Origin of the sequence: Deinococcus sp. AJ005, from assembly GCF_009017495.1 — a bacterium.
Lineage (GTDB): Bacteria > Deinococcota > Deinococci > Deinococcales > Deinococcaceae > Deinococcus.
The window spans coordinates 1,428,256-1,452,952 of record NZ_CP044990.1 but is presented as its reverse complement, the minus strand read 5'-3'; the positions used below and the strand labels follow the sequence as shown (position 1 = coordinate 1,452,952).

Below are 24,697 nucleotides of genomic sequence, written 5' to 3'. Positions count from 1 at the left end.
CGTCCGCCAGCCTTCCAGGGTGGTCTGCGTTCAGTTCATGATGCGGCGTGCGCCGTTGTAGCGGCTGGCCCAGTACGCGTTGGCGAACAGCGGCTCGATGACGGTCCGGCCCCGGTAGCTGTTGGCGTTGGCCATCATGCCGTCACCCACGTACAGCCCCACATGGCTGGCAGTGCGGCCCATGGTGTTGAAGAACACCAGATCGCCCGAGCGCAGGTCACGGCGGCTGACCGCGCGGCCCGAGTTCCACTGCGAGGCAGCGGTGCGCGGAATGCTGATGCCCATGCTGCGGAACACACTCTGGGTAAAGCTGGAGCAGTCCAGGCCGTTTCTGCCGCTGCCGCCCAGCGCGTAGCGCACCCCCAGGAAGCGGGCAGCGGCAGTCCGCACGAACGCGCCGCCAGAGTTGGTAGCGGCGGGCGCAGCAGCGCGGACAGGCGCGGAAACGGTGGCCCCGCCGATATTCAGCTTCTGCCCGATCTGGATGGTGCTGCTGTTCAGGCCGTTCAGGCGCATCAGTGTTCCGGCGTCCACACCCGTGGCCCGCGAGATCGCAGACAGGGTGTCACCGCTCTTGACGGTATACGTGGAAGCCAGTGCAGCGGGGCTGATCAGGGCGGCGAAAGCGAGGGGCAGAAGAAAGCGGGAGTAAGTCATCGACTCCAGAAGTTTATCCCAACTTTATTTATTTGTTCTTAATTCTCGAACTTAAACGTCACCTTTATGCGCCTATACGTTGTTTATGCGTTCGGACCAGAGACACATGAGGCGGGAATCCAGCGTCTGGCTCAAGCTTCTCAGATTTCAGCTCATGTTCGGAGGGGCAGCAAAAGTGCTGACAGTCACAGCCTGAACCCCTTTTGCACGATTTATCACGCTCTCATTTTGCTCATGTGCCAAAAGTGTGTTCGCTGAGACCGGTTTCAGGTCCGATCCAGGATGATACCCACACAGACCGGAGGACTTCTGGAGGATCAGCCTCCTATACTTGGCCCAGGCCACCACCGCCCGATTGCCCACCGCCCAACCGCCCGATCTGGAGGACCGATGAAGGAACCCATGACCACCGATCAGCTCCTGCAAGGTCTGAAGCACTACCGCCGGATTGCCCGCCAGGACATGCTGCGCGCCCCCGAGACGCCGTGGCCGGACGCCTTCTTGAAACACGCCGAATGCCGCCGCGAGGTCTATGTGGCGCTGGGCACCTACGCCGAGAAGCACGCGCCGGACGACGTGATTACGCATGCCCTAGAGCTGTATCAGACCATTCCTTTTTCCACAGGCACGCCCGAGAACGAATATCCCGATCTGAAAGGCCGCGAGAACGCGCTGGAGAACTTCTTTCTGCTGGTGGGCCTGGACCCCAAAACCCGCCGCGAGGCCCGCAGCCGCCGCCCCAAGCTGACCGCCCCTGAAGCTCTATCACCCGGAGAAATACCTGAAGAAGTTGCCGCTGGAAGCTGACGCTGACCGCCGGATGACTTCACGCCGGGCCGCGCTTGGGGCGCTTGAGCTGCGGAGTACCGGCTGCGTCGCCTGCCGCCTGCGCCCCGGCTGCACAGGGGTTGTGGTGGCCGAGGGCGATCCCTCTGCCCGGCTGGTGATCGTCGGCGAGGGACCGGGGCGCGAGGAGGACCGCCTTCGCCGCCCCTTCGTGGGCCAGGGTGGAGAACTGCTGGACCGCATCCTGGCCTCGGCGGGGATCGCACGGGATGAGGCGTACCTGACCAACACCGTCCGCTGCCGCCCGCCCGGCAACCGCACCCCCAGGCCCGATGAGATCGAGACCTGCACAGCGCTATGGCTGGACGCCCAACTGTCATTTCTGCGCCCACGCATCCTCCTGAGCCTGGGCAACACCGCAACCCAGCACCTGCTGAAGACCACGCGTGGCGTCGCCAGCCTGCGTGGCCAGTGGTTCGGATTCACGCACAGCGACGGAGAGGGCGGGACGTATGAGGCGCTGCTGATGCCGATGTTTCACCCCGCCTACCTGCTGCGAAATGCCGCCCGCACTCCCGGCAGTCCAAAGGCGCTGACCTGGCGTGACATCCGCGAGGTGGCCGCCGTGCTGCGCGGCGATAAGGAGCCGGGGGAACTGGCACAGATCACGCCGCCGGAGATGGACGGTCAGCCGGGGCTGTTCTGAAGTTCTGGCCCCTGCTGCGTGGGTGAGCGTCACTCTGGGTTGATCGGCGTCAGATGATGTGGCTGACGCAAGGACCTGATTGTGGTCCTGACCTGCGTGAAAGTGGCCATACCGCCGCATGTCCATTCCAGAATTGAAATCCTGGAGGACGCCCGGCCCTCCCCCGCCCCGTACACTGACGCCCATGCCCCATCCTGAATTCGTCGGACTCGTCAATTCTCTCCAGGCCACCGCCGAGGCCGCGCTGGGCGATCTGAACGCCGCCACAGCCAGCGCCGCCCGCGACGGGTTGTTGCAGGAGGGCCGCGCCCGCCAGACCGCCGAACGCAGTTTAAAGCTGCTGACCATGCTGGCCGAGAAGACGCGTGGCAACCTCGATTTTGCTGAGGCCGACCTGCTGACTGAAGCCGTGTCCAGCCTGCGTGAACGGCTCAATACCAGTTCACACAATGCCAGTCCGCAGGACAACTAGTGAGAGTCGTCATTCAGCGCGTGAACCACGCCACCTGCACCGTGGAGGGTGAGGTCACTGGAAAGACCGGACCGGGATTGATGGTCCTGCTGGGCGTCGCGCCGAGCGACACAACACAGACTGCGCGGGCGCTGGCGGCCAAGATAGCCAAATTGCGAATCTTCGGCGACGACGCGGGCAAGATGAACCGCAGCGTAGTGGACACAGGCGGCGGCATCCTGAGCATCAGCCAGTTCACGCTGTACGCCGACACCCGCGCAGGCAACCGCCCCAGCTTTACCGGCGCGGCCCCGCCTGAACACGCCCGCGAGCTGTACGGTGCATTCAATGCCGCCCTACGCGCCCTGGGCCTGACGGTAGGCGAGGGCCGTTTCGGCGAACACATGGTCATCGACCTGAGCAATGACGGCCCGGTGACGATCACGCTGGAGTTGGAGTAATAGTAATACAGACTCCGATTGAATCGTTTGGAAAAACGATAAACATCAGAGTAAAGCGAGAATGAGAACAACATTTGCCAGACGTGGAGCGCGTCGTTGATACGCTCAGACATGCCCTCGTGCTTCCAGATTCGGCAATAATCGTAGACCGTTTTCCAGCGGGGACAATCAATGACAGCATTGGCCAGGACACATCGCCACATGTGACATGGATGATGGCGTTCAGAATGTCGCAGCGGCGGTACGTAGCTGGACGTCAACCCAAACAGGAGGCTGGGACGAGCGGCTCGGCAACTGCCCAGTCTGCCTCGCTCAGATCACTCGGGCACCAGGGCATTCTCGGCATTTTTTCAGGCCAGATTCCTACCCCTCCACGCTCTGTGATGTACTTTCCAGACAGTCTATCAATTCCCCAGAAACAGCCGCGCCGCCACCACCAGCACGATGCCGCCGTAAATCCACTTCACGAAGGTGCTACCGCGCAACATCGCCATGCGTGCGCCCAGCGTTGCGCCCAGTGCATTGGCGACGCCCATCGGCAGACCGATCCAGAACACCATCTTTCCGCCGATGAAAAAGAAGATGAACGCTCCCAGGTTGGTGGCGAAATTGATGGCCCGCGCATTGCCACTTGCGCCCACCAGATTGAAGCCCGCCAGCGCGAACAGGAACATTAGAAACGTGCCAGTGCCGGGGCCGAGGAAGCCGTCGTAGATGCCGATGATGAATGCGCCGGGCAGTGTGATGGCCAGCGTGCGGGCGGTCAGGCCGGGGTAATGGTCCTCCAGGCCAAAGCGCTTGTTGACCAGCACCAGTGCGCCCACACCTAAAATGACCACGCCGATCAGGGTGCGGAAGGCGTCCGGGTTGACGAAATGCACCAGATACGCGCCCAGCGCGCTGCCCACCACAGCAAACGGCAGCAGACGCACGATCAACGCGATCTCCACATGCCCCCTGCGCCAGTACTGGAAGGTTGAACTGGCCGAACCAAAGATGGCGAGTAGTTTGTTGGTGGCCACCACCTGCGCGGGCGAAAGCCCCATGAAAAACAGTGTGGGCAGCGTGATGGTGCCGCCGCCCCCTGCCACCGCGTCTATAAATCCGGCCAGAAAGGCCAGTGGGAGGCCGTAGAGGAGGACTTCAGGACCGGGCACGAAGAGGACTGTAGCAGTTGTAAGGGTTCCGCCAACAATCCTGCTAGCCTCCCCCACATGAACGTGGTGGATCAGCCGATGGTGGGCCGCTTCGCTCCCAGTCCCACCGGGGCCATGCACCTGGGCAACGCCCGCACGGCGCTGCTGGCGTGGCTGCATACCCGCGCCCACGGAGGCCGCCACATCTTGCGTTTTGAAGATCTGGATTCAGGCCGAATGCGGAACTGGGCCTACGACACCACCCGCCGCGATCTGGAGTGGCTGGGCCTGGACTGGGACGCCGAATACCGGCAATCGGGGCGGCTGGGACTGTACGCCGAGGCTCTAAATCGTCTGGACACTTACCCCTGCACCTGTAGCCGCAAGGAAATCGCCGCTGCCATCCAGGCCAGCGCCGGAGCGCCGCACGGGGAGGAGGACATCTATCCGGGCATTTGCCGCTCTGGAAGTGATCCTGACCGTCCCGCAGCCCAGCGTTGGCATGTGCCGGACCGGACAGTCTGTGTTTCTGACGATCTGACGAGCGAAACCCTGTGTCAGCATCTCGGTTCAGAGGTGGGCGACTTCGTATTGCAGCGCAATGATGGTGTATTTGCCTATCACTTCGCCGTGGTGGTGGACGACGCAGACATGGGTGTAACCGACATTCTGCGCGGCACGGATCTGTGGACGGCCACGCCGCGTCAGGTGGCCTTGCAGGGGGATTTAGGATTTCCCACGCCGCGTTATTTCCACGTCCCGCTGATGACTGACTTCCGGGGAGAGCGTCTGGCTAAACGGGACGGTGCGCCCCCCCTGATGGCCCTGCGCGAAGCGGGTGAATCGCCGGGAAAAGTCCTCTCTGAGCTGGTGCGGAGCCTGGGCTGGCTACCCTTTAACGCTGTTCCAGACGAGATTTCGGCTATGGACCTGATCCCCCTGTGTTACGAGACTGGTCTTTTTCACCCAATGAAATCGTTGTCACAAACTTAGACAGGTTGTCTAAGTTTCTCGTCATTGTCCCGTTGGCAGAATCCTACGCTGATGGCATGACCTTGACTCTCCCCAGCTATCCACAGCCGGACGAGCGCGGGCGCTTTGGCCGCTTCGGCGGGCGCTACGTTCCCGAAACCCTGATTCCCGCCCTGGACACCCTGGAAGCCGCCTACCGCGAGGCCAAGACCGATCCAGCCTTTTTAAACGAACTGGAACGTCTGCTGCGCGATTTCGTGGGCCGTCCCAGCGGGCTGTATCTGGCCGCCCGCCTGACCGAACACGCGGGCGGCGCGAAGATTTACCTGAAGCGCGAGGACCAGAACTACACCGGGGCGCACAAGATCAACAACTGTCTGGCGCAGGCGCTGCTGGCCGTGCGGATGGGCAAGAAGCGCGTGATCGCCGAGACCGGGGCGGGGCAGCACGGCGTCGCCAGTGCCACCGCCGCCGCCCTGCTGGGCCTGGACTGTGTGGTCTACATGGGCGAGGAGGACATTCGCCGCCAGGAACTGAACGTGTTCCGCATGAAGCTGCTGGGCGCGGAGGTTATTCCCGTGACCAGTGGCACTGGCACCCTCAAGGACGCCACCAACGAGGCCATCCGCGACTGGGTGACCAATGTGCGCGACACCTTCTACATCCTGGGCAGCGTGGTGGGACCGCACCCGTACCCGGCGATGGTACGCGATTTCCAGTCGGTGATCGGCGAGGAAACCAAGTGGCAGCTCAAGGAACTGGAGGGCCGCGAAGTGCCCGACGTCATCATCGCCTGCGTGGGTGGCGGCAGCAACGCCATCGGCATCTTCGCGCCATATGCGTATCTGCCCGAAGACCAGCGCCCGCGCCTGATCGGCACCGAGGCGGCGGGCGAGGGTGTGGAGACGGGCCGCCACGCCGCCTCCGTGGCCGGGGGCCGGGTCGGCGTACTGCACGGCGCGATGATGTACCTGCTGCATGACCACGAGGGCCAGATCACCCCGCCGCACAGCATCAGCGCGGGCCTGGATTACCCTGGCATTGGCCCCGAACACTGCCTGTACAGCGAGACGGGCGTGGCCGAGTACGTGCCCGTGACCGACGCGCAGGCGATGGAAGGCTTGCAACTGCTCACCCGTCTGGAAGGCATCATTCCTGCATTGGAAAGCGCGCACGCCATCTATCATGCCGTCCAGTTGGCCCCCACCATGTCCCCGGATCAGATCATCGTGATCAACCTGTCCGGGCGCGGCGACAAGGATGTGGCCGAGGTGATGCGTCTGCTGGCGAAAGCGGAGGACCTGCCCAAGAATACTGAGCGTCAGGAGGTTCTGGCATGACCGCTGTTCAGTCTAAGGGTGTGGCCCGCATCCGTGCCGCCTTCGAGAAAGCGAAGTCAGAGGGCCGCGCCGCCTTCATTCCCTTCATGACCGCCGGGTATCCCAGTGCCGCCGCCTTTCCCGCGCTGGCCGACGATCTGCTGGCCCGCGCCGATCTGCTGGAAGTGGGGCTGCCCTACAGCGATCCGCTGGGCGACGGCCCCACCATCCAGCGGGCCAGTGAACAGGCGCTGGCAGACGGCACCAGCACGCGCCGCACCATCGAACTGGTCAAAGAGCTGCGGACCCGGCACGACAAGCCCATCGTGATCATGACCTACGTGAACCCCATCTATGCCGTCGGCCCACGCAAATTCATGGAGCTGGCACAGGAGGCTGGGGTGGACGGGTTAATCCTCCCGGACCTGCCCCCGGACCAGGACCTGGAAATCGCTGATCTGGCCGCCGAACACGGCATTGCCGTCACCTTTCTGATCGCGCCCACCAGCACGCCGGAGCGCATCAAGCTGGTGGCCGAAGCCTGCACCGGCTTTCTGTACGCCGTCAGCGTGACCGGAGTGACTGGAGCGCGAGAAGGCACGGCGCTGGGCGAGGTTCCCGCCATGCTGGAACTGGCCCGCCAGCACACCGATGTCCCGATTGCCGTGGGCTTCGGCGTCAAGGACGCGCAGACCGCGCATCAGGTCGCGAATCTGGCTGACGGCGTGGTGGTGGGCAGCGCCTTCATCAACGCGGTGCGCGAGGGCCATGATGTGCCAGCGCTGGCAAAGAGTCTGGCAGACGGCTGCGTGCGCTGAGTCTCAATCTTCTGAGGCTGTAAGAACACCGCACGTTCCACCTTTTTAAAGTGGGCGGCAGAATGACCCTGCGCCGCCTGCTTCTGCTGTCCCAGCTTCCTTTCTGGATCTTGCTGGTGGCCGCCTTCGTGCTGCTCTCGGGGACACTGGACGCCCGCGTGCAGGCCACTGAACAGGCGGCCCAGACCCGCGCCAGCCTGATGGATATCGGTCAGGTCATGCAGCATGTGGTGGATCTGGAAACGGGTTTGCGGGGCTATATCATCGCCGGGCAGCCAGAGTTTCTGGCACCCTATGAGGCCGCCCGCGCCGCCTTGCCCACCGAACTGGCCGCACTGAACCGGGCAGGCGGCGGGAGCCAGCACCTGGGCCGCGTCCGTACCCTGATTGACCGCTGGCAGACCGAGGTGGCCCTGCCTGAGATCGCCGCCCGCCAGCGCAGCGAGGCCGAGGCGGGCGCCCTGGTCAGGACGGGGGCAGGCAAGAAGATTCTGGACGCGATCCGCGCTGAGGTCCAAACCTACCGCTCAGGGCAGACCGAGCAGCTCGTGGCCTTAGACACGGCGGCCTCGGCGCAGTTGCGGCGGCTGCGGCTGACGCTGTACGGGGTGGCGGGCGTTGCGCTACTGGCCAGCATCATCGCCACGCTGGTCAGCGCGCAGAGAATCTCTGGCAGTTTTGGCCGTTTCACCACCGCCGCCCAGCGCCTGACTGACGGCGAGACCGGGGTGCGGGTGGAAACGCGTGGCCCCACCGAGATCCAGACGCTGTCGGGGGCTTTCAACCATATGAGTGGGGGGCTGGAACTGGCGCAGGGGCTGGCCCGGACCCACGCCGAGACCCTGGCCGCCCGCAACGAGTGGATGCGCCGCCTGGGCGAATTTGGAGACTGGATGCAGGCCGCCCGCAGTCTGGAAGAAGGCGCGCGGATTCTGGAATGCGCCCTGCCAGAACTGCTCCCTGGCACGCGTGGCACGCTGCTCCAGCACAACGCCTCGCGCAATCTGCTTCTGCCGCTGGCAGTCTGGGGCGGCGAGACAGGAGCAGCCACCCCGCCGGACGGCTGCTGGGCGCTGCGCCGGGGCGAGGCCGTGACGCCTGGGGCAGACCGGCTGGCCCCGGCCTGCCTGGGCGGCCCAGGGGGCACCTATACCTGCATGCCGCTGTTCTCGCACGGTGAGACGCTAGGCATCATGCGGCTGCGTCCGGGGACAGAGGGCGCGGAGTTGCCCGCCGATCTGCTCGCCCTGTTGCCCGGCATCGTGCGGCAGGTGTCGCTGGCACTGGCAGGGCTGAGGTTGCAAGACCGCCTGCTTCAGCAGACCATCCGCGATCCGCTGACTGGCCTGTTCAACCGCCGCCGCCTGGAAGACGAGCTAGACACCCAGACCGCCCACGCCACCGCCAGCGGTCAGCCCTTGTCGTTGATCGCGCTGGACGTGGATCATTTCAAGCGCCTGAATGACACCTTTGGTCACGACGCCGGGGACGCTGCCCTGGTGCGCCTGAGCGCCCTGCTGCGTGATCTGGCCCCCCCCGGCAGCACCCCGGCCCGGCCCGGCGGCGAGGAATTCTCGCTGCTGCTGCCCGGTTACGATCTGGCGGCGGCCACCGCCCTGGCCGAACGCCTGCGCGCCGAGATCGCGGGCTGGACCCTGACCCATGCGGGCATCTCGCTGGGGCAGCTTACGGTGTCGCTGGGCGTGGCCGGGTACGTTGCACCGCTGTCCACCCCTGGCGCGCTGGTCCGCGCTGCCGACGAGGCCCTGTACAGCGCCAAACGCCAGGGCCGCAACCGCGTGGTGGCGTCACAGCCGCTGAATCCCGAAGCGTGGCTGACCCTGTCGCCCGCCTGAACGAGCGCTTGATCCGCCTGGACTGAATGTCTTCCGCCTGTGTCCCCTACCATGTCGGCATGACCGTTCAAATCAAGTCTTCAACGTTGCTGGCCTCGCTATTGCTGGGAGGCATTCTGGGCAGCGCCGGAGCGCAGGTGGGCCAGCCTCTCGCCCCGTTTCTGAAAAGTCCGGCCCTGGCGACTGCAAAGCAGGGTGCGTCGGGCGTGCTGACCTTTGCAGACGGCTCCAGCGCGGTGCTTCAAAGCAAAGGTGGCTACCTGAGCGCCGCGAAGATCATCGTGGCGAATTCGGATGGGGCGGCAGCGCGGGCAGCAGAACTGACGGGGGTGCTGAGCGGCTTCGGCAGCGGGCTGGCTGGGCCGATGCTGGAATTTTTGAAGCGGGATGCCGTGGTGGGGCAATTGCCAGCGGGCCTGACCATCGGCGCAGACCCCTTCACCATCGGCCTGAAAACCGAGGGCAAACTATTGACTGTGAACCTGAGTCTGGACCGTGTGGCTGCCGGAACGTTCGCGCCCACCACCAACGCCCTGCCTGCCCGGAAGGCTGGAAAGAGTGACGTGGTGCTGCGCGTCTACAGCGATTTCCAGTGTCCTTACTGCCGCCAGTTCGAGAGCCAGACCCTGCCCGCCCTGCTGCGTGCCCTACCCGACGATGTGCGCGTGGAATTCCATCAGTTTCCCCTCGAATCCATCCATCCATTCGCCCGCCCCGCCGCCGAGGCCAGCGAGTGTGCGGCCCAGCAGGGCAAATTCTGGGCCTACAAGGACGCTCTGTTCCGCGATCAGTCGTGGCTGGCAGGGAAAGATCCGGCCCCGGTCTTCATCGCCCTGGCCGCAGACACGCGGCTGAAGGCCGACACCTTCAAAACCTGCCTGTCCACGCGCGGCGGCAAGGCGGCGGTGGACGCCGGACTGGCTGAAGCCCGGCGACTGGGCCTGAACGGCACGCCCAGCGTGTTTGTCGGCCCCTACAAGGCCGCGGACCCCTACGACGCGGCGGCCCTGCTGCAACTGATCAAGTACACCCGCGCAGTGGAAGGCATGAAGCCTTGACCCGGCCTCTTTACCATCAGGACTCGGCAGCATTGTCTTTTACGGCCAGCGTTCAGGCCGTCAGTGATTCGGAAGTCGCGCTGGACGCCACCGCCTTTTACCCGGCAGGCGGCGGGCAGAGCGCCGATCACGGAATGCTGCGCTGGGACGGGGTCGAGGCGGGCGTTGTCGATACCCGCAAGGACAAGGGGACGGGCCTGATCTGGCACAGACTGGAGGGCACCCCGCCGGCACCTGGCACGCAGATCATGGGCGAGGTGGACGCCGCGCGGCGCTGGAGGCACATGGCGCGGCACAGCGGCGAACATCTGCTGGCGCAGTGCTTCGTGCGGATCAACCCGGCCTTTGCCGTGGACGCGGTCAACATGACCCATCCCGAATGCACCCTCGATTTACGCGGCGATCCCACAGAGACCGACGTGCGCGCCGCCGAGACGCTGCTGCGGGAAACGCTGGCCCGCCAAACCCTGACCCTGGACACGCCCACCGTTTCTGAAGCGGAGTTGGTAAATTACCCGCTGCGCCGCGAAACGAAAGTGCGCGGGCAGGTGCGTCTGGTGATCTTCAAAGGCGAGGACGGCCAGCCCTTCGACGTCAGCGCCTGCGGCGGCACGCACGTTCCACAGGCCAGTCTGGCGGCCCCGATGGTGGTGCTGCGAACCGAGCGCATCCGGGGCGGCGTGACCCGCGTGGTCTTCATGGCGGGTGAGGAGGCCAGCGTGTATCTGGGCGGTATCTACCGTGATTCCCGCGCATTGGCCCAGGCCTTCAGCGTGCCCGTGGAGCGGTTGACGGAGCGGGTGGAGGCGCTACGGACGGACCTCACGGACTCGAAAGTGGACGCTGTGGGGCTGAGGGGAAAATTGGCCCGCGTCCTGGTGGAGGCCACGTCGCCCGACGCCCAGGGTCTGCGCTGGCTGGAGCTGGATGACCCGTCTCTGCTCGTCCCCGTTCTGGGCGACCTTCCCGCCGGAGAGGTGCGCGTGGCTCTGGCGGAAGACGGACGCTGCGGCATTGCCAGCGCACGGACTGGAGTTCATGCGGGTGAACTGCTGCGGGCGGCACTGGCCGTTACCGGGGGCAAGGGGGGTGGGCGGCCCGAACTGGCCCAGGGCAGCACGCTGGAGCCAGGGGGATTTCTGGCCGCTGTTCGGGCGGGGCTGACCTCCACCTAAACCTCCTGACCCTGCTAACCTGTGTCCCCATGAGCATTCACCTCAACGCCGAAAAAGGCCAGATCGCCGAAACCGTGCTTCTCCCCGGCGACCCGCTGCGCGCCAAGCACATCGCCGATACTTTCTTTGAAAACCCCGTCCAGCACAACAATGTGCGCGGCATGCTGGGCTTTACGGGTACTTACAAGGGCCAGCGCGTCAGCGTGCAGGGAACAGGCATGGGCATTGCCAGCTCGATGATCTACGTCAGCGAACTGATCACCGACTACGGTTGCAAGAATCTGGTCCGCGTCGGCACGGCAGGCAGCTATCAGGAAAACGTGCATGTGCGCGACATCGTGCTGGCACAGGCCGCGAGTACCGACAGCAACATCAACCGCATCCGCTTTGGCGAAAAGACCTTCGCCCCCATTGCAGACTTCGGGTTGCTGATGCGCGCCTACCAGATCGCCCAGGAACGCGGATTCACCACCCACGTCGGCAACATCATGAGCAGCGACACCTTCTACCACGACGATTTTGACCAGTACAAGATCTGGGCCGACTACGGCATTCTGGCCGTGGAGATGGAGGCCGCCGGGCTGTACACCCTGGCTGCCAAGCACGGCGTCAAGGCGCTGACCATCCTGACCATCAGCGATCATCTGGTCACGCATGAGGTCACCACCTCTGAAGAACGCCAGCAGACCTTCGATCAGATGATCGAGGTGGCGCTGGACGCAGCTCTAGACCTGAAATAAGTTCAGTGACGCTGTGGGAGCCAGTCGGAAGAATCGACCTTCCAACTGGCTCCTTCATTTGCAGTTCAATTCGTGTCGCTGGCCCCAAACGTCGTGTTGTCCAGAATGCTGTAGCCCAGCGCCGTGGCCGCGTCATTGCGGCTGCCCAGCGTGGATATGATGGCGCGGCCCAGCGCCTCGTAGCGGTCCACTGCCGCCGTCCATTCCTGGGGGTTGTACAGGCCATAGTCCTCGTCTGGACCGGGCTTGTAAGCACGCAGAGTGGTGATATACGCGATGTGTTCGGCAGTGGCCTGCGCGATCCTCTGGCCGTAGAGCTGCCCCGTCTGCGCGCCCAGTGAGCTGCGGGCCAGGGCGGACAGGCTCTGCAACTGATCTTCTAGGTAAGGGTACATGCGCGGAACGGCGTGGCTATACAGCGTGCCGCCCCCGGCGCGGATGCCCGCCAGTTGGCCCTCCAGCGCCCGCATATCGCGGTACTGCTGACGCAGGCCATCAATACGGGCGCTGAGCTTGGGGAAGGCAGTAAGTTCCTTTTTTAACCGTGCTGCGCGGCACTCGGCCCAGTCGAAGTCGGCGGCGTCCTGATCTACCTCATTCCACTGCCCGACGGCCAGCGTGGCATATGAGCCGTCGTCCAGAAGATTTGCCAGCGCACAGTTCGGCGCGGTCTGGGCATGGGCGGAAATGCTCAGGGTCAGCAGAACAGGCAGCAGCCAGCGCGCGGGATTCATGGCACAGCTTAGCCGATGGAAGAATCGGCGCGTCTACGCAGGCGGGCAATGAAAAAGCCGTCGATCCCGCCCTCTGGCACGGTCAGCAGGCCGTCTCCGGCAGGAACATGTGGCACCTCCACCTCGGGCACGTCCTCGGCCACGAATTCGGGATGCGCGGCCAGAAAATCGGCCACCACCCCTGGCCCCTCCTGCGGCGTGACCGAGCAGACCGAGTAGACCAGCGTGCCGCCCGGAGCCACCAGCGCGGCAGCGTTGGGCAGCATCCGCGCCTGCAATGCCGCCATGCCTTCAACAGCTTCCGGGGTCAGCCGCAGTTTGATCTCAGGGTGGCTGCGCAGGGTGCCGCTGCCGGTGCAGGGGGCGTCCAGCAGCACATGGGCGGCGGGCGGCAGGTCAATGGGCCGGGTCAGATCGTGGGTCAGGAATTCGGCCTTCAGGCCCAGGCGTTCCAGGTTGGCACTGGCCTGCTCGTGCTTGCGCGGCAGCAGGTCCACGCTGGTCACCTGCGCGCCGCGCGCGGCCAGCATGGCGGCCTTGATGCCCGCGCCGCCCGCCAGATCGAGGACACGCTGACCATCCACATCTCCCAGCGCGTCCACGCAGGCCAGACTCGCGGGGTTGATCGGCTGCGCCCAGCCGCGCGCGAAGGCCTCGGTCTCGCGCAGGGGACGCGACAGCTCCACGCGGTCTGTCCCCTGGGGGCCGGGCTGCATGCGGCTCCCCTCAGTTTCCAGAGACTTGAAGCCCGCGTCGGACACGCTCAGCCAGAGTGGTTGTGGGGTCAGTAGATCGGCGAAGATGGCGTCGGCATCCTCGCCATACACCGTGCGGTAGATGTCGGCCAGCCAGCCGGGCAGTTCGGTGCGCGTTACCTCCGATGGCGCGGGGGCCTCAATGCGCCGCAACACGGCGTTCACCAGTCCCGGCGGGGCCAGCCGTGCGCCGCGTGCCAGATTCACGTACTCGCTGACCACCGCATGTGGCGGCGTCTCCAGGTACAGCTTCTCGAAGGCCCCAGCCAGCAGCAGCGTGCGGACCTTGGGGTGGGTGTCCCCGGTCAGCATGGGGGTCAGCGCGGTGTCCAGGCTGGGAAAATGGCGCAGCGTGCCGTAGACGATGTGCGTCGCCAGCCCCGAATCGCGGCCCGGCAGACGGGCCTGCTGGAGGGCGGCGTCCAGCGCAGGTGCAGCAAAGCTTTCGCCCGCCACCACGCGCAGCAGCACCCGCACGGCCAGCTCGCGGGCGGGGTTGAAGGTTTCGGGTCTGGGCCGGGGGGTAAACGTCATTCAGCGCCAGCATACGGTCTGCGGCGGGGGTTAAGGGAGTGGGATTCGGGATTCGGGCCGCCCACATGGAAACGCCACATGCAAAACAGCCCTGCCATCTTCACTCGGACGGCAGGGCCAGCAACTTTGCGGGCGGGTTGTCGATGCTCTCCGCTGTGTGGAAGGCCCCGCCCGAAAGTGATGTCAGTCTGCGCCGCTGCCTCTGCCCGCGCATCCGCCGAAAGTCGCAGTGTGGGTAGGCCGGGTGGCGTATGGCCGGGCAGAGAGAGGGTGCAGTGGATGCTCGGGGAGCGCGCGCAGCATCACTCTCGTTTGTCGGACGGTTTGAATACCCCCCCCCTCCCCCCAGCGAATCCGGGAAAGAGAAATTCCGTGTCCCACAGCATCCCTTCTAAATTGCTGACCTGATATGGCCTGGTCTGTTCCGTCAGGCAGATGTTTCACTCCCCTTTTCCTGAGACGCGGCTATACTGCCCTCACCGTGTTCCGACGCCCCCGCCCCCCCCAGCCGCCCCCGCTCGCGTCCGCCGAGGCGCGCGTTCCCTCTCCCAGCGCTCCTGCGGGCGATATGGAGGCCGTGCGCGTGCTAAACGATCTGCTGGCGCGGCCCACCCATGAAGGCGTGCTGGAGGGCGCGCTGAGCCACGCCAGCTTTCTGCTGGGCGGCAACCTGCGCGGCTACGCCGTGACGCACCGTTCGCAGGGCCAGGACCGGGCCGCACCGGACAGGTCTGCACAGGACCGGGTGGCGGCGGTGTTCGGCTACCCCAAGGCGCTGGTCGGCACGCCGCTGTCTGGCCCCTGGGCCACCCTGCGCACGCGGGTGCTGAATGACGGCTCGGGCCAACTGTACGCAGCCAACCCGCCGGAGTTGCACGGCATTCTGGACACCTGTGGGATGCGGGACGTGGCGCTGTCGCTGGTGGTGCCCGTCAATGACCGGGGGCGCAATCTGGGCGCGCTGGTGCTGGACCGCAATTCGTCGGAGGACATCGGGACGGCCGCGCAGGAACTGATCACACGCTGGGCCACCGCCATTGCGCCGCTGCTGGGGCTGCTGGAAAGCCGCGAGGAATGGAAACTGACCGCGCGGCAGGTCAGCAGCGCGGTGGTGGAAGCCTTCGAGAGCCAGGAGTTCGATGGGCTGGGGCACGCCCAGGCTGTCGCCGAGGCCAGCGTGAAGTTGGGCCGCGCCGTGGGTCTGGCGGACCGCGAACTGGACGAGCTGTGGTTCGCCGCCACCCTGCACGATCTGGGCAAGATCCACGGCGAGAAGGGCCACCCGCAGGTCGGTGCGAATTTCCTGCATGGCGTGCCGCATCTGGCACAAGCACAGAAGGCCGTGCGCCACCACCACGAGCGCTGGGACGGTCAGGGCGAACCCGACAAGCTGACTGGAGAGGACATTCCGCTGTACGCCCGCATTCTGGCCGTCGCCAACGCCTACGTGCGGCTGGGCGATCCCGAACGGCTGCGCGGTCAGGCGGGTAAGGGGCTGGATCCCCGGCTGGTCGGTCTGATGGAAAAGGTCAGCGCCGAGCCGCCTGCAAAATGAACGGTCTGGCCCGGGCCTGTCTGTCCAGAATCTGCGCGCCTGGAATCTGTGTGTCTGAAATTTGCGTAGCTGGACTCTGTGTATCTGGAATCCGTGTGTTCAGGGCCGGGCCGCTCCGGTGAGACGGGCGTGACCCTGCGTTCCACCCCTTCCGGCACGGCGCGGCCCCAGCACTTCCCGGAACTGGAGGCCCGCTACGGCCCCCTGACGCCGATGGATTCGGGGATGCAGAGCCGCGTGTACACCACCCAGGACGGCGCGGCAGTGGTCAAGGTCTACCGCAACCGTAAAGGCCAGCACCGCACCGAGGCCCGGAATATGCTCCAGGCGGGCATGGGCGGCTGGCTGCTGGGCGTCACCGAGGCCGACGGGGTAGAGGCGCTGATCATGCGCCGTTTCGCGGGCCATCCCCTGGCTGCCGCCGACGTGCCGCGCGCCCTGCCCCACCTGCGCCAGATCGTGGCCACGCTGCACAGCCAGCAGGGGGGACGCGTCGATCTGGACAGGGTCCGCGAGCGCCTGATGCGCTTCCGCAGCGCCCTGGCCGCCTATCCGCTCTCGGACCTGTTCGGGGCGGTGGAGCTGCCGCTAGAGCGCGGGCTGCTGGATCAGAAAGCCGTTTTCTGCCACCTGGACATGTGGCACGACAACATCCTGATCACGGACGCTCCAGATGCGGCGCGTTCCGCTCAGGACGGCGCGGGTCAGGCGGAGGAAGTGTTGCTGATCGACTGGACGCGGGCCGACTGGGACGATCCCCTGCGTGATCTGGCCCTGCTCAAGACCGGCACGCTGGACCTGCTGGGGGCCGGGCGCAGTCTGGAAGCGGCCCTGAGTTTCCTGCCGGACCGCGCCCCCGCCACCCTGACCCGCTACCGCGCCTATCTTGCCCTGACCACCCTGCATGACCTGTACTGGTTTCTGATGAACGAACCTTACGAATTTGACACCCAGAAGGAATTCAAGGTGGCCCGCGCCCGGCATGCGCTGGCCCGGCTGCCGGAACAAGGCTGAGCTGAGCCTCGGTGTGCTTCTGCCTCACCGCGAAGCGCGTCACGGACGTTCGCCCGTGCCTCTGCTAGCCTGCGGCCCGAAAGATGGAACTAGGGGGTGAGGAAGCATGGCAACGGTGGCAGAACTGCGCGAACGGTTGAGGCGGCCCCTGGCTGCCGAACTGGCCGCCGGGTGTCAGAACCGCGTGGTGGCCGGGGGCGTGGACAAATTGCTGGCCTCGCCGCTGGGCAACCCCTTTCCCAAAATCCGGGAAGTGCTGGGCGGCTACGGCGAACTGAGCGTGGGCGAGCGCGAGGAGGTTCTGAAAACGGCGCTGGCGGCCCTCTCGGATGGGGAGAAAGCCAAACCTGCCCGCACTCCTCGCCCTGTCGCCAGGCAGGCCGTCCCTACTGCCGCTCCCGGCGAACGCCTGCCCATCGACGCCCCTCTGGCACGTCTGGACACTGGCCCCGGCGGAGCGCGCAAATTGCAGACGCTGGGCCTGCACACCCTGCGCGACGTGTTGCATGCCTACCCGCACCGCCACGAGGACCGCCGCGCGCTGCCGGACCTGTCGGACGTGGAGGAAGGCCAGAAGGTCACCGTGGAGGGCCGGGTGGTGGCCAAGTCGCGCCGCAGCCCGCGCCCTGGCATGCTGGTCATTGATGTGACGCTGGAAACGCCCTCGGGCGGGAGGGTCAAGGCGACGTGGTTCAACCAGCCGTGGGTAGAAAAACAACTGCGCGAGGGCGCAGCGCTGGTGCTGACCGGGCGCGTCAAGAAGTTTGGCCGCAGCGTGCAACTGGGTGTGGAGCATCTGGAGACTCTGGACAATGCCCAGGACAGCCTCAGCACCGGGCGGATCGTGGGCGTGTACGACGCCAAGGACGGCATCTCGCAGGAGTTCCTGCGCCGCGCGGCCTTCCGGGCGCTGGGGGCTGCGCCGCTGGACGATTATCTGCCCGTCCACTGGCGTAAGAAATACGGCATCACCGATCTGGCCGACGCGCTGTGGGGCCAGCACTTTCCGAGCGACGAGGCGCATTTAAGCCGGGCCACCTCCCGCCTGCGCTTCGACGAGTACCTGTTCCTGGAATTGCGGATGCTGCTTCAGGGTGAGGATTCGGTGTTGCAGGGCAAGCGCTTCCAGGCCACCGGGGACGACATCAACCGCTTCGAGGCCGCGCTGCCTTTCCGCTTCACGAATGCCCAGCGCCGCGTGCTGCTGGAAATCACCGACGACATGCGCGGCGATCAGCAGATGGCCCGGCTGATTCAGGGCGACGTGGGATCGGGCAAGACGGCGGTGGCCGCCTGCGCCCTGTATCTGGCGGTGCGTGACGGTTACCAAGGTGCGCTGATGGCCCCCACCGAGATTCTGGCCCGCCAGCATTACACCAATCTGCGCGGCTACCTGGGGCAACTGGACGTGCGAGTGGGCCTGCTGATCGGCGCGATGACCCCCAAGGACAAGCTGGAAATGCATACCCGCATTGCCCAGGGCGAGGTGGACGTGGTGGTGGGCACCCAGGCCCTGATTCAGGAGAACGTGCGCTTCGATAACCTGGGTCTGGCCGTGGTGGATGAGGAACACCGCTTCGGCGTGCAGCAGCGGCGCAAGCTGCTGGCCAGCCGCCCAGACGTGCTGGTGATGTCGGCCACGCCCATTCCGCGCAGCCTCGCCTTGACCGCTTACGGCGATCTGGAACTGAGCATCATCGACGAATTGCCGCCGGGGCGCACCCCGATTGAAACCAAGCTCTTGCAGGACACCCACCGCGTCCAGGCGTACGGTTTCGTGATGAAGCAGATCCGCGAGGGCCAGCAGGCGTTCGTGGTCACGGCCCTGATTGAGGAAAGCGACACGCTGGAACTGCTGGCCGCCACCCAACTGGCCGAGGACCTCAAGGTCATCCTTCCCGAAGCCAGAATTGATCTGTTGCACGGGCGAATGAGCGCTGCCGAGAAGGACTACGTGATGGAACGCTTCCGTGCCCACGAGTTCGACATTCTCGTTTCGACGACGGTGATCGAGGTGGGGGTAGACGTGCCGAATGCCACGGTCATGGTGATTGAGAACGCCGAACGCTTCGGGTTGGCGCAGCTTCACCAGTTGCGCGGGCGGGTGGGGCGCGGACACCAGCAGAGTTACTGTGTGCTGATCGCCGGGGAACACAGCCAGAAGACCCGCAAACGCCTCAAGATCATCGAGGGGTCCACTGACGGCTTCGTGATCGCGGAGGCGGACCTGAAACTGCGCGGTCCCGGCGAGTTGCGCGGCACCCGCCAGAGCGGCATCCCCGATCTGCGGCTGGCCGATCTGGCGAATGATACGGAGGTCATCGAGCGTGCCCGCGAACTCGCCAAGCACATCCTGGCAAACGATCCCCGGCTGGAGCATCCCCGGTTGCAATACCTGCGCAGCGAGTTGCAGAACCGCAGCGAGAGCGTGGCTTACCGTGAGGTGATCTGAGCTTGTAAAAACCACTCCTGACAGAAAATGGACAGGAGGCCAGCCTGTTTTTTTTCTGGCCTTCTCATCATCTTTGCCTCTTCCCAAGAGAAGTTTTGCCGCCTCTCATCAGGTGGTGACAACGCTGTGATGGGAAATCGTTTACTCTGTCATCACAGCGCACAACTTAAAGGTGGGCCGGGTGAAGTCCACAGCGCCGAGGGACCGGATCGAAAAAGGATCGGGTCCTTTCTTTTTGTCCTCTGGTGGCTGGCCTTGATCTGGCGTCCACACACCCTGTTGCGCCCGCGCCTGCCCCGTATGCTGGACCGATGACACCGCGCACTACGGCTGGAGGCAACACACAGAGCATGCAGGGAAGGTCCGTGCTGGTCACGGGCGCGACGGGCGGCATTGGGCTGGAAACCGCGCGGGAGCTGGCGCGGCGGGGGGCTGCGGTGACGGTGCTGGGCCGCAACCCGGAGAAGACGGCGCGGGTGGCCGCCGAAATCGGGGCCGCTGGAACGCTGATCGCAGACCTTGCCGAATCGAGCCAGGTGCGGCAGGTGGCCGCCGAATTCCGGGACCGCGTGGGCCGCCTGGACGTGCTGGTCAACAACGCCGGGGCTTTCTACACGAAGCGTCAGGAAAGCCGCGAAGGTGTGGAGCTGACCTGGGCACTCAACCACCTCGCTCCCTTCCTGCTGACGCGGGAGTTGTTGCCGATGCTGCGGGCAGGAGACACCCCCAGGGTGGTTACCGTGTCCTCGGGCGCGCACGCGATGGGCCGCATTCGTTTCGACGACCCAGAATTCCGGCGCGGCTACAGTGGCTGGGCCGCCTACGGTCAGAGCAAACTGGCCAACATTCTGTTCACGCGCGAACTGGCGCGGCGCAATCCCTGGCTCCAGGCGAACACGCTGCACCCCGGTTTCGTCTCCACTGGCTTTGGGCAGGACAATCCGCTGTTCTCCCTGGGCAGCCGCCTGGGCCTTTCGCCGCAGCAGGGCGCGCAGACCAGCATTCATCTGGCGGCGGACCAGATCCTGGTGTCGGGCCGCTACTTCGTGGAGTCGCGCGAGACGCTGCCCGCCGCGCAGGCACTGGACGACGGAGCGGCGTACAGGCTATGGATGCTCAGCGAGGAGGACGTGGGCGGCGCGTCGCAGCTTGCCCCAGGGTCACAGTCGCGCGGTCAGCAGCCTGCCCACTAATCAGAACAGCAAGCGGGGCAAGGATTGATCTCCTTGCCCCGCTCTTTACACGTTCAGGGCTAGACCTCGCGGATGTACCCAGTTTTCAGAAAGCTGTGGACCATCGGTTCCAGATCGTGCAGCGCAGCGTCCGAGCGCATGGCGTACTCGGCGGGGGTCAGCTTCTCGCCCAATGCCTTGATAAACGCCAGACCTGTCACGCCGTATTCGTTTCTGAACACCTGATACACGTCGGTGATGGCGTTCATGCCGTCGCGGCCCCGCAGGGTCAGGTTGTAATGGTGGTGCGCCCAGCCCGCCAGACTGCGCGGCAGGATCAGCGTCTGCGGGCGCAGCGGGGCCGGAAACGCACCTTCGTAGGGCAGGGTGGCGGGCAGCGTCGCCACGATCTCGCCGCGCGCGTAGAAGATTGCGCCGGTGGGCCGGGCGTGTAGACCAGTAAAGTCCTCAGTCAGATTGAACTTCCAGGCCCGCGAACCGATACCGCTCAGGACGTGGGCATAGACTGGACTCAGTGGGTGGGCACTCAGCGACGCGCCCTGTTCGTACAGGTTGAGCAGCTCGCCCAGCGCCTGCTCTCCGGTGGCGCTCGCGGCGGCAGCGGTGACGGTGCGGCCCTCGAACAGCAACACGTAGGCGGTCTGATCGCCCAGTACGGCATACAGGTAGCCATACCAGGAATGCTCGTGCAGGTATTTAAGAAAGGCGTGCAGATCGCAGAAACTCTCATTCAACCCGGCATAGGTGGGGGGCGAGTGCGGCAGGAACCGCGCCAGAAATGGGGACGCGCCGGGGAACATGGGTGTCAGTTCCGGGACCAGTTCAGCCAGTTCCTCGGCGGGCGCACTTGGGGGCTGTGGAGTGGACATCTGTACAGCAGACATTTGCGCTGCGGGGTCCTGCGGGGCAGACAAGTTCTGCGCCTGAGCTTCCGGGGCAGCGGCGGGCTGGGGCGACATGGCCTGCGGCGAAGGGGTGACCCGGATCGTCGAGGCGCGGGGCGCTGCCGGTTCCAGGGAGGCCGCGGCCTGTTCTGGCTCAGGCTGGACAGGCTCCAGGGGCACCTGCGCGGGCTTGCGCTGTGTTTCCGCGCGTAGAGTTTCCGGGCGCTGTATTGCTGGGCGTTTCGGCTTCTGGGGTGAATTGGGATCGTCGGTCACGGATGCTCCACCAGTTCCTTCGGGGCTTTGGGGCGCTTGGCTACGCCTGATTTGTTGGGGGTTGACTCTCCACGAACTATTCGCCGGACGGGAGAACTTCGGTCTGATCCTCTTGAGAAACTGCCACGCTGCCCTGGACATTCTGGCGAATCATCTGGGGCGAATCATCTGAAGGTGTCCATTGTAGCGGGCCGCATTCTGAACGTAACGGAGGGCGTGTTCGCCCTGGGAAACGGGGCGCACCACACGGGCGGGAACGCCCAGCGCCAGCATACCGTCTGGGACGTGTGCGCCTTCCGGCAGCAGCGCGCCTGCGCCCAGCACGGCCCCCGCACCGAGGCTGGAGCCGCTGAGCATCACTGCGCCCATGCCCACCAGACTGCCCGCCCCGCACACTGCGCCGTGGACGATGGCCCGGTGGCCCACCGTGACGCCCGGCCCCAGCACGCAGGGATGCCCGGCGTCCGTGTGCAGCACTGCGCCGTCCTGCACGTTGCTGCCCGGCCCCACCGTGATGGCCTCCAGATCGCCGCGCAGGACTGCGCCAAACCACACGCTGGCCTGCGAGTCAACGGTCACCCGTCCGATCAGATCGGCGCTGGGCGCAATAAAAGCGGTGGCGTCAACCTGGGGAAAGAGTTTATCGAGAGCGTAAAGCGGCATATATTCCTCCGGGACCGGACCAGTGAACCGTCCTGGCCCCACACCCGGCAGATTGGAATGGTTCTGCGTTCAAGGTATCACCCTGTCTCCCCACGTCCTCTTCCAGCGAATGCATAGACAGGGCCTATCAAAGCAGCTTGTTCTGATACGGCCCTCCTTGAACCCGGTTCAAAAACATGTCTGGGACGCGCCTGAAAGCTGGCTGAGCGCCAGAGCATTCCCTCCGCATCTTCATGGTTCTACATTTAAGGGGCAGAACGTGCGATACTACAGCGGTCTCAAGCCCCGCGCCATTTTGCGGTTGCAGCCCAGAGGGCGGCTTACCGGGCGGCGGACTTGGAGATGTAAGGAGATTTATGGCTCAAGGACGAGTAAAGTGGTTTAACGTTGAGAAAGGCTACGGTTTCATCGAGCATCCAGGTAACCCCGATGTGTTCGTGCACTACAGCGCCATTCAGAGCGGCGGTTTCCGCAAGCTCAACGAAGGCGACGAAGTGGAATTCGAAGTCGAAGCTGGTCAGGGCAACAAAGGCCCACAGGCCAAGAACGTCGTCGTGACCAACGCTGCACCTGCCCCTATGGGCGGCAACGGCGGCATGGGCGGCGGAAACCGGGGTGGCGGCAGCCGCTGGTAAATCCCTGATCTTTTGATCAGGACTCCAACTTCTCTTTCTCTTGCGGGCGCTCTCGGGCGTCCGCTTTTCGTGTGCGGGGGCTGGAAAGATTGCGCATCTTCTGTCCTTACCAGCCTGTTCCGAGGGGCTATCCATTCAGGGCGATGAAAAGAGCAGACGCCGCTGCCGACGCCTGCCCTCCCGGTTCAAGATCAGTAGCGCTGGGCTATCGTCTTCGTTTGCAGGAACCAGAATAGGTAATCGGGGCCGCCAACCTTGGCGTTGGTGCCGCTCATGCCGTAGCCGCCGAAGGCGTGGGTGCCGCTCAGCGCCCCGGTGCATTTGCGGTTCAGGTACAGGTTGCCCACCTGCATCAACTTGCGCGCCTCGGCCAGCTTGTACGGATCGCGGCTGTAGAAGGCGGCGGTCAGGCCGTAATCGCTGTCGTTCGCCAGTTCGATGGCGTGCCGCCAGTCGCGCGCCTTAGAGAAGGCTAGGACCGGGCCGAAGATTTCCTCCTGAAAGAGGGGATCGGTGCTGTCCACGTCCGCAAAGATCGTTGGTTGCACGTAACCGCCCTCGCGTTCGCCCACATCTGCCCGCTCACCGCCCAGCACCAGCCGGGCTGTCTTCTTGCCGCTTTCCACGTACTTCATGATGCGCTCAGCACTGCCCGCGCTTATTACGGGGCCGAGTGGCGAATTCTCTTCGGGTAGACCAATCTTGATTTCCGTCGCCAGTTTAGTGACCCTCTCCAGCAGCTCGTCGTACACGCTTTCCTCGGCGATCACGCGGCTGCACGCGCTGCATTTCTGGCCTGCGTAGCCGAAGGTACTTTGCACGATGCCCAAGGCAGCGGCCTCCAGATCGGCGTCGGCGCAGACCACCGTGGGGTCCTTACCGCCCATCTCGGCCATCACGCGCTTGAGCCATTTCTGGCCGGGCTGCACCTTCGCGGCACGCTCAAAAATGCGGCACCCGATCTCGCGGCTGCCGGTAAAGGCCACCATACGGATGTCCTTGTGGTCCACCAGCGGATCGCCCAGCACGTCGTCGGTGCCGGTCAGAAACTGGATCACGCCTCGGGGCAGTCCGGCCTCGTACAGCAGTTCCACCATCAGCAGGCTGCTCAGGGGCGTTTCACTGGCGGGTTTCCAGATCACGGTGTTGCCCGCCGCGATCGCGCCCAGCGCCATGCCCAGCGGAATCGCGCTGGGAAAGTTCCAGGGGCTGATGCAGGCCACCACGCCAATCGGTTCATAGACGGTGGTGACATGCTCGTCGGGCATCGGGTAGACCGGCTTGCCCGCCGCCCAGCGCAGGGTTTCGCGGGCAAAAACCTCGAAATGATCCACCGATTCGGCCACCTCGCCGTCGGCCTCGGGCCAGTTCTTGCCGTTTTCCAACGTCATGACCGCGTTGAATTCCATGCGCCGCGCCCGCAACAGTTCCCCCGCCCGTTTGAAGATGGTGGCGCGCTGGAGCGGATCGCTGCAGCGCCAGCTCTCAAAGGCTGTTTTCGCGGCGGCGATGGCCTCCTCCAGTTGCTGTGGCGTGGCTTTCGGGAAGTGCCACACGGTCTCGCGCGTGTCGGCGGGGTTGCGGACCCCGAAGGTCTCGCTGCCCTCTACCTGCTGGCCGCCGATGTACAGGGGAAAGGATTGCCCGACGTACTTCTCGCGCACCTGCTGAAACGCCGCACGCTGCAAATCCGCCACGTCCGGCTGAGTGAAGTCGAAATAGGGTTCGTGCCCGAAAGGCAGAAACCCGCCTGCAAGACTGTCCGTCATCTGTGCCTCCTTGTGCTTGAGGCAGAGGCTAACACGCCCGTCAGAACGGACAGGGCAGCTTTTTCAGGCGCTGCGATCCAGTCGAGACGGGCTGCTGC

The 24,697-nt window shown here is 64.9% G+C and carries 23 protein-coding genes; 16 read left to right on the top strand and 7 right to left on the bottom strand.

Annotated elements, in window-relative coordinates; genetic code table 11:
* Nucleotides 1-30 precede the first annotated feature (30 nt).
* Nucleotides 31-657 (bottom strand): C40 family peptidase, encoded by a 627-nt coding sequence (locus DAAJ005_RS08890; protein ID WP_151846802.1) that lies wholly within the window; start codon nt 655-657, stop codon nt 31-33.
* Nucleotides 658-1,047: 390 nt separating this feature from the next.
* Between DAAJ005_RS08890 and DAAJ005_RS08885 the strand changes: the two genes are divergently transcribed.
* The 4 genes from DAAJ005_RS08885 (at nt 1,048) to dtd (ending at nt 3,061) form a co-directional block, all read left to right on the top strand.
* Nucleotides 1,048-1,464 (top strand): hypothetical protein, encoded by a 417-nt coding sequence (locus tag DAAJ005_RS08885; protein ID WP_151846801.1) that lies wholly within the window; start codon nt 1,048-1,050, stop codon nt 1,462-1,464.
* 13 nt (nt 1,465-1,477) lie between these two features.
* A complete protein-coding gene (locus tag DAAJ005_RS08880; protein WP_151846800.1) occupies nt 1,478-2,149 on the top strand; it encodes a uracil-DNA glycosylase in 672 nt (223 codons plus the stop codon).
* Nucleotides 2,150-2,333: 184 nt separating this feature from the next.
* Nucleotides 2,334-2,621 carry a DUF1844 domain-containing protein gene (locus DAAJ005_RS08875; RefSeq protein ID WP_192930907.1) on the top strand — a complete coding sequence of 96 codons (288 nt, stop codon included), beginning with the start codon at nt 2,334-2,336 and terminating at the stop codon, nt 2,619-2,621.
* Entirely contained in the window at nt 2,621-3,061 is a 441-nt protein-coding gene (gene dtd, locus DAAJ005_RS08870) for a D-aminoacyl-tRNA deacylase (protein WP_151846798.1), read from the top strand. The genes DAAJ005_RS08875 and dtd overlap by 1 nt, the downstream gene beginning before the upstream one ends.
* 404 nt (nt 3,062-3,465) lie before the next feature.
* Here the strand turns inward: dtd and DAAJ005_RS08865 are convergent, their stop codons facing one another.
* The gene (locus tag DAAJ005_RS08865; RefSeq protein ID WP_151846797.1) at nt 3,466-4,218 is read right to left on the bottom strand and encodes a TSUP family transporter; all 753 of its coding nucleotides are present in this window, start codon (nt 4,216-4,218) and stop codon (nt 3,466-3,468) included.
* A 57-nt stretch (nt 4,219-4,275) separates the two neighbouring features.
* Here DAAJ005_RS08865 and gluQRS point away from each other — a divergent pair, with 57 nt between their 5' ends.
* From gluQRS to deoD, 7 genes are all read left to right on the top strand, one after another.
* Entirely contained in the window at nt 4,276-5,190 is a 915-nt protein-coding gene (gene gluQRS / locus DAAJ005_RS08860; RefSeq protein WP_151846796.1) for a tRNA glutamyl-Q(34) synthetase GluQRS, read from the top strand.
* Nucleotides 5,191-5,246: 56 nt separating this feature from the next.
* The gene (trpB, locus tag DAAJ005_RS08855) at nt 5,247-6,509 is read left to right on the top strand and encodes a tryptophan synthase subunit beta (protein WP_151846795.1); all 1,263 of its coding nucleotides are present in this window, start codon (nt 5,247-5,249) and stop codon (nt 6,507-6,509) included.
* Entirely contained in the window at nt 6,506-7,306 is an 801-nt protein-coding gene (gene trpA / locus DAAJ005_RS08850; protein WP_151846794.1) for a tryptophan synthase subunit alpha, read from the top strand. The genes trpB and trpA overlap by 4 nt, the downstream gene beginning before the upstream one ends.
* A gap of 62 nt (nt 7,307-7,368) precedes the next feature.
* Nucleotides 7,369-9,162 (top strand): diguanylate cyclase, encoded by a 1,794-nt coding sequence (locus DAAJ005_RS08845; protein ID WP_151846793.1) that lies wholly within the window; start codon nt 7,369-7,371, stop codon nt 9,160-9,162.
* A gap of 59 nt (nt 9,163-9,221) precedes the next feature.
* A complete protein-coding gene (locus DAAJ005_RS08840) occupies nt 9,222-10,220 on the top strand; it encodes a thioredoxin domain-containing protein (RefSeq protein ID WP_151846792.1) in 999 nt (332 codons plus the stop codon).
* Nucleotides 10,217-11,395 (top strand): alanine--tRNA ligase-related protein, encoded by a 1,179-nt coding sequence (locus DAAJ005_RS08835; RefSeq protein ID WP_151846791.1) that lies wholly within the window; start codon nt 10,217-10,219, stop codon nt 11,393-11,395. Before DAAJ005_RS08840 ends, DAAJ005_RS08835 begins: the two co-directional genes overlap by 4 nt.
* 29 nt (nt 11,396-11,424) lie before the next feature.
* Nucleotides 11,425-12,135 (top strand): purine-nucleoside phosphorylase, encoded by a 711-nt coding sequence (gene deoD, locus DAAJ005_RS08830; RefSeq protein ID WP_151846790.1) that lies wholly within the window; start codon nt 11,425-11,427, stop codon nt 12,133-12,135.
* A 65-nt stretch (nt 12,136-12,200) separates the two neighbouring features.
* On the opposite strand, the gene DAAJ005_RS08825 is transcribed toward deoD, so the two are convergent.
* On the bottom strand, nt 12,201-12,869 hold the full coding sequence (locus DAAJ005_RS08825) for a hypothetical protein (protein WP_151846789.1): 669 nt from the start codon (nt 12,867-12,869) through the stop codon (nt 12,201-12,203).
* An 8-nt stretch (nt 12,870-12,877) separates the two neighbouring features.
* Nucleotides 12,878-14,158 (bottom strand): RsmB/NOP family class I SAM-dependent RNA methyltransferase, encoded by a 1,281-nt coding sequence (locus DAAJ005_RS08820; protein ID WP_151846788.1) that lies wholly within the window; start codon nt 14,156-14,158, stop codon nt 12,878-12,880.
* Between the two features lie 481 nt (nt 14,159-14,639).
* Between DAAJ005_RS08820 and DAAJ005_RS08815 the strand changes: the two genes are divergently transcribed.
* From DAAJ005_RS08815 to DAAJ005_RS08800, 4 genes are all read left to right on the top strand, one after another.
* Complete coding sequence (locus DAAJ005_RS08815; protein WP_226342654.1) at nt 14,640-15,713, top strand: HD-GYP domain-containing protein; 1,074 nt, start codon at nt 14,640-14,642, stop codon at nt 15,711-15,713.
* Nucleotides 15,714-15,842: 129 nt separating this feature from the next.
* Nucleotides 15,843-16,727, top strand: a complete 885-nt coding sequence (locus tag DAAJ005_RS08810) for a phosphotransferase family protein (RefSeq protein ID WP_226342653.1) — start codon at nt 15,843-15,845, stop codon at nt 16,725-16,727.
* Between the two features lie 106 nt (nt 16,728-16,833).
* Nucleotides 16,834-19,179: an ATP-dependent DNA helicase RecG gene (recG, locus tag DAAJ005_RS08805; RefSeq protein WP_151846786.1), complete on the top strand. Its 2,346-nt coding sequence runs from the start codon at nt 16,834-16,836 to the stop codon at nt 19,177-19,179.
* Nucleotides 19,180-19,490: 311 nt separating this feature from the next.
* Nucleotides 19,491-20,372 carry an SDR family oxidoreductase gene (locus DAAJ005_RS08800; protein ID WP_226342652.1) on the top strand — a complete coding sequence of 294 codons (882 nt, stop codon included), beginning with the start codon at nt 19,491-19,493 and terminating at the stop codon, nt 20,370-20,372.
* Nucleotides 20,373-20,431: 59 nt separating this feature from the next.
* Here DAAJ005_RS08800 and DAAJ005_RS08795 read toward each other — a convergent pair whose 3' ends face one another.
* Nucleotides 20,432-21,532, bottom strand: coding sequence for a hypothetical protein (locus tag DAAJ005_RS08795; protein WP_226342651.1), 1,101 nt, complete (start codon nt 21,530-21,532; stop codon nt 20,432-20,434).
* A 150-nt stretch (nt 21,533-21,682) separates the two neighbouring features.
* Nucleotides 21,683-22,195 carry a gamma carbonic anhydrase family protein gene (locus DAAJ005_RS08790; protein ID WP_151846785.1) on the bottom strand — a complete coding sequence of 171 codons (513 nt, stop codon included), beginning with the start codon at nt 22,193-22,195 and terminating at the stop codon, nt 21,683-21,685.
* 356 nt (nt 22,196-22,551) lie between these two features.
* Here DAAJ005_RS08790 and DAAJ005_RS08785 point away from each other — a divergent pair, with 356 nt between their 5' ends.
* Complete coding sequence (locus tag DAAJ005_RS08785; protein ID WP_029476324.1) at nt 22,552-22,830, top strand: cold-shock protein; 279 nt, start codon at nt 22,552-22,554, stop codon at nt 22,828-22,830.
* A 191-nt stretch (nt 22,831-23,021) separates the two neighbouring features.
* Here DAAJ005_RS08785 and DAAJ005_RS08780 read toward each other — a convergent pair whose 3' ends face one another.
* On the bottom strand, nt 23,022-24,599 hold the full coding sequence (locus tag DAAJ005_RS08780) for an L-glutamate gamma-semialdehyde dehydrogenase (RefSeq protein ID WP_151846784.1): 1,578 nt from the start codon (nt 24,597-24,599) through the stop codon (nt 23,022-23,024).
* Between the last annotated feature and the right edge of the window lie 98 nt (nt 24,600-24,697).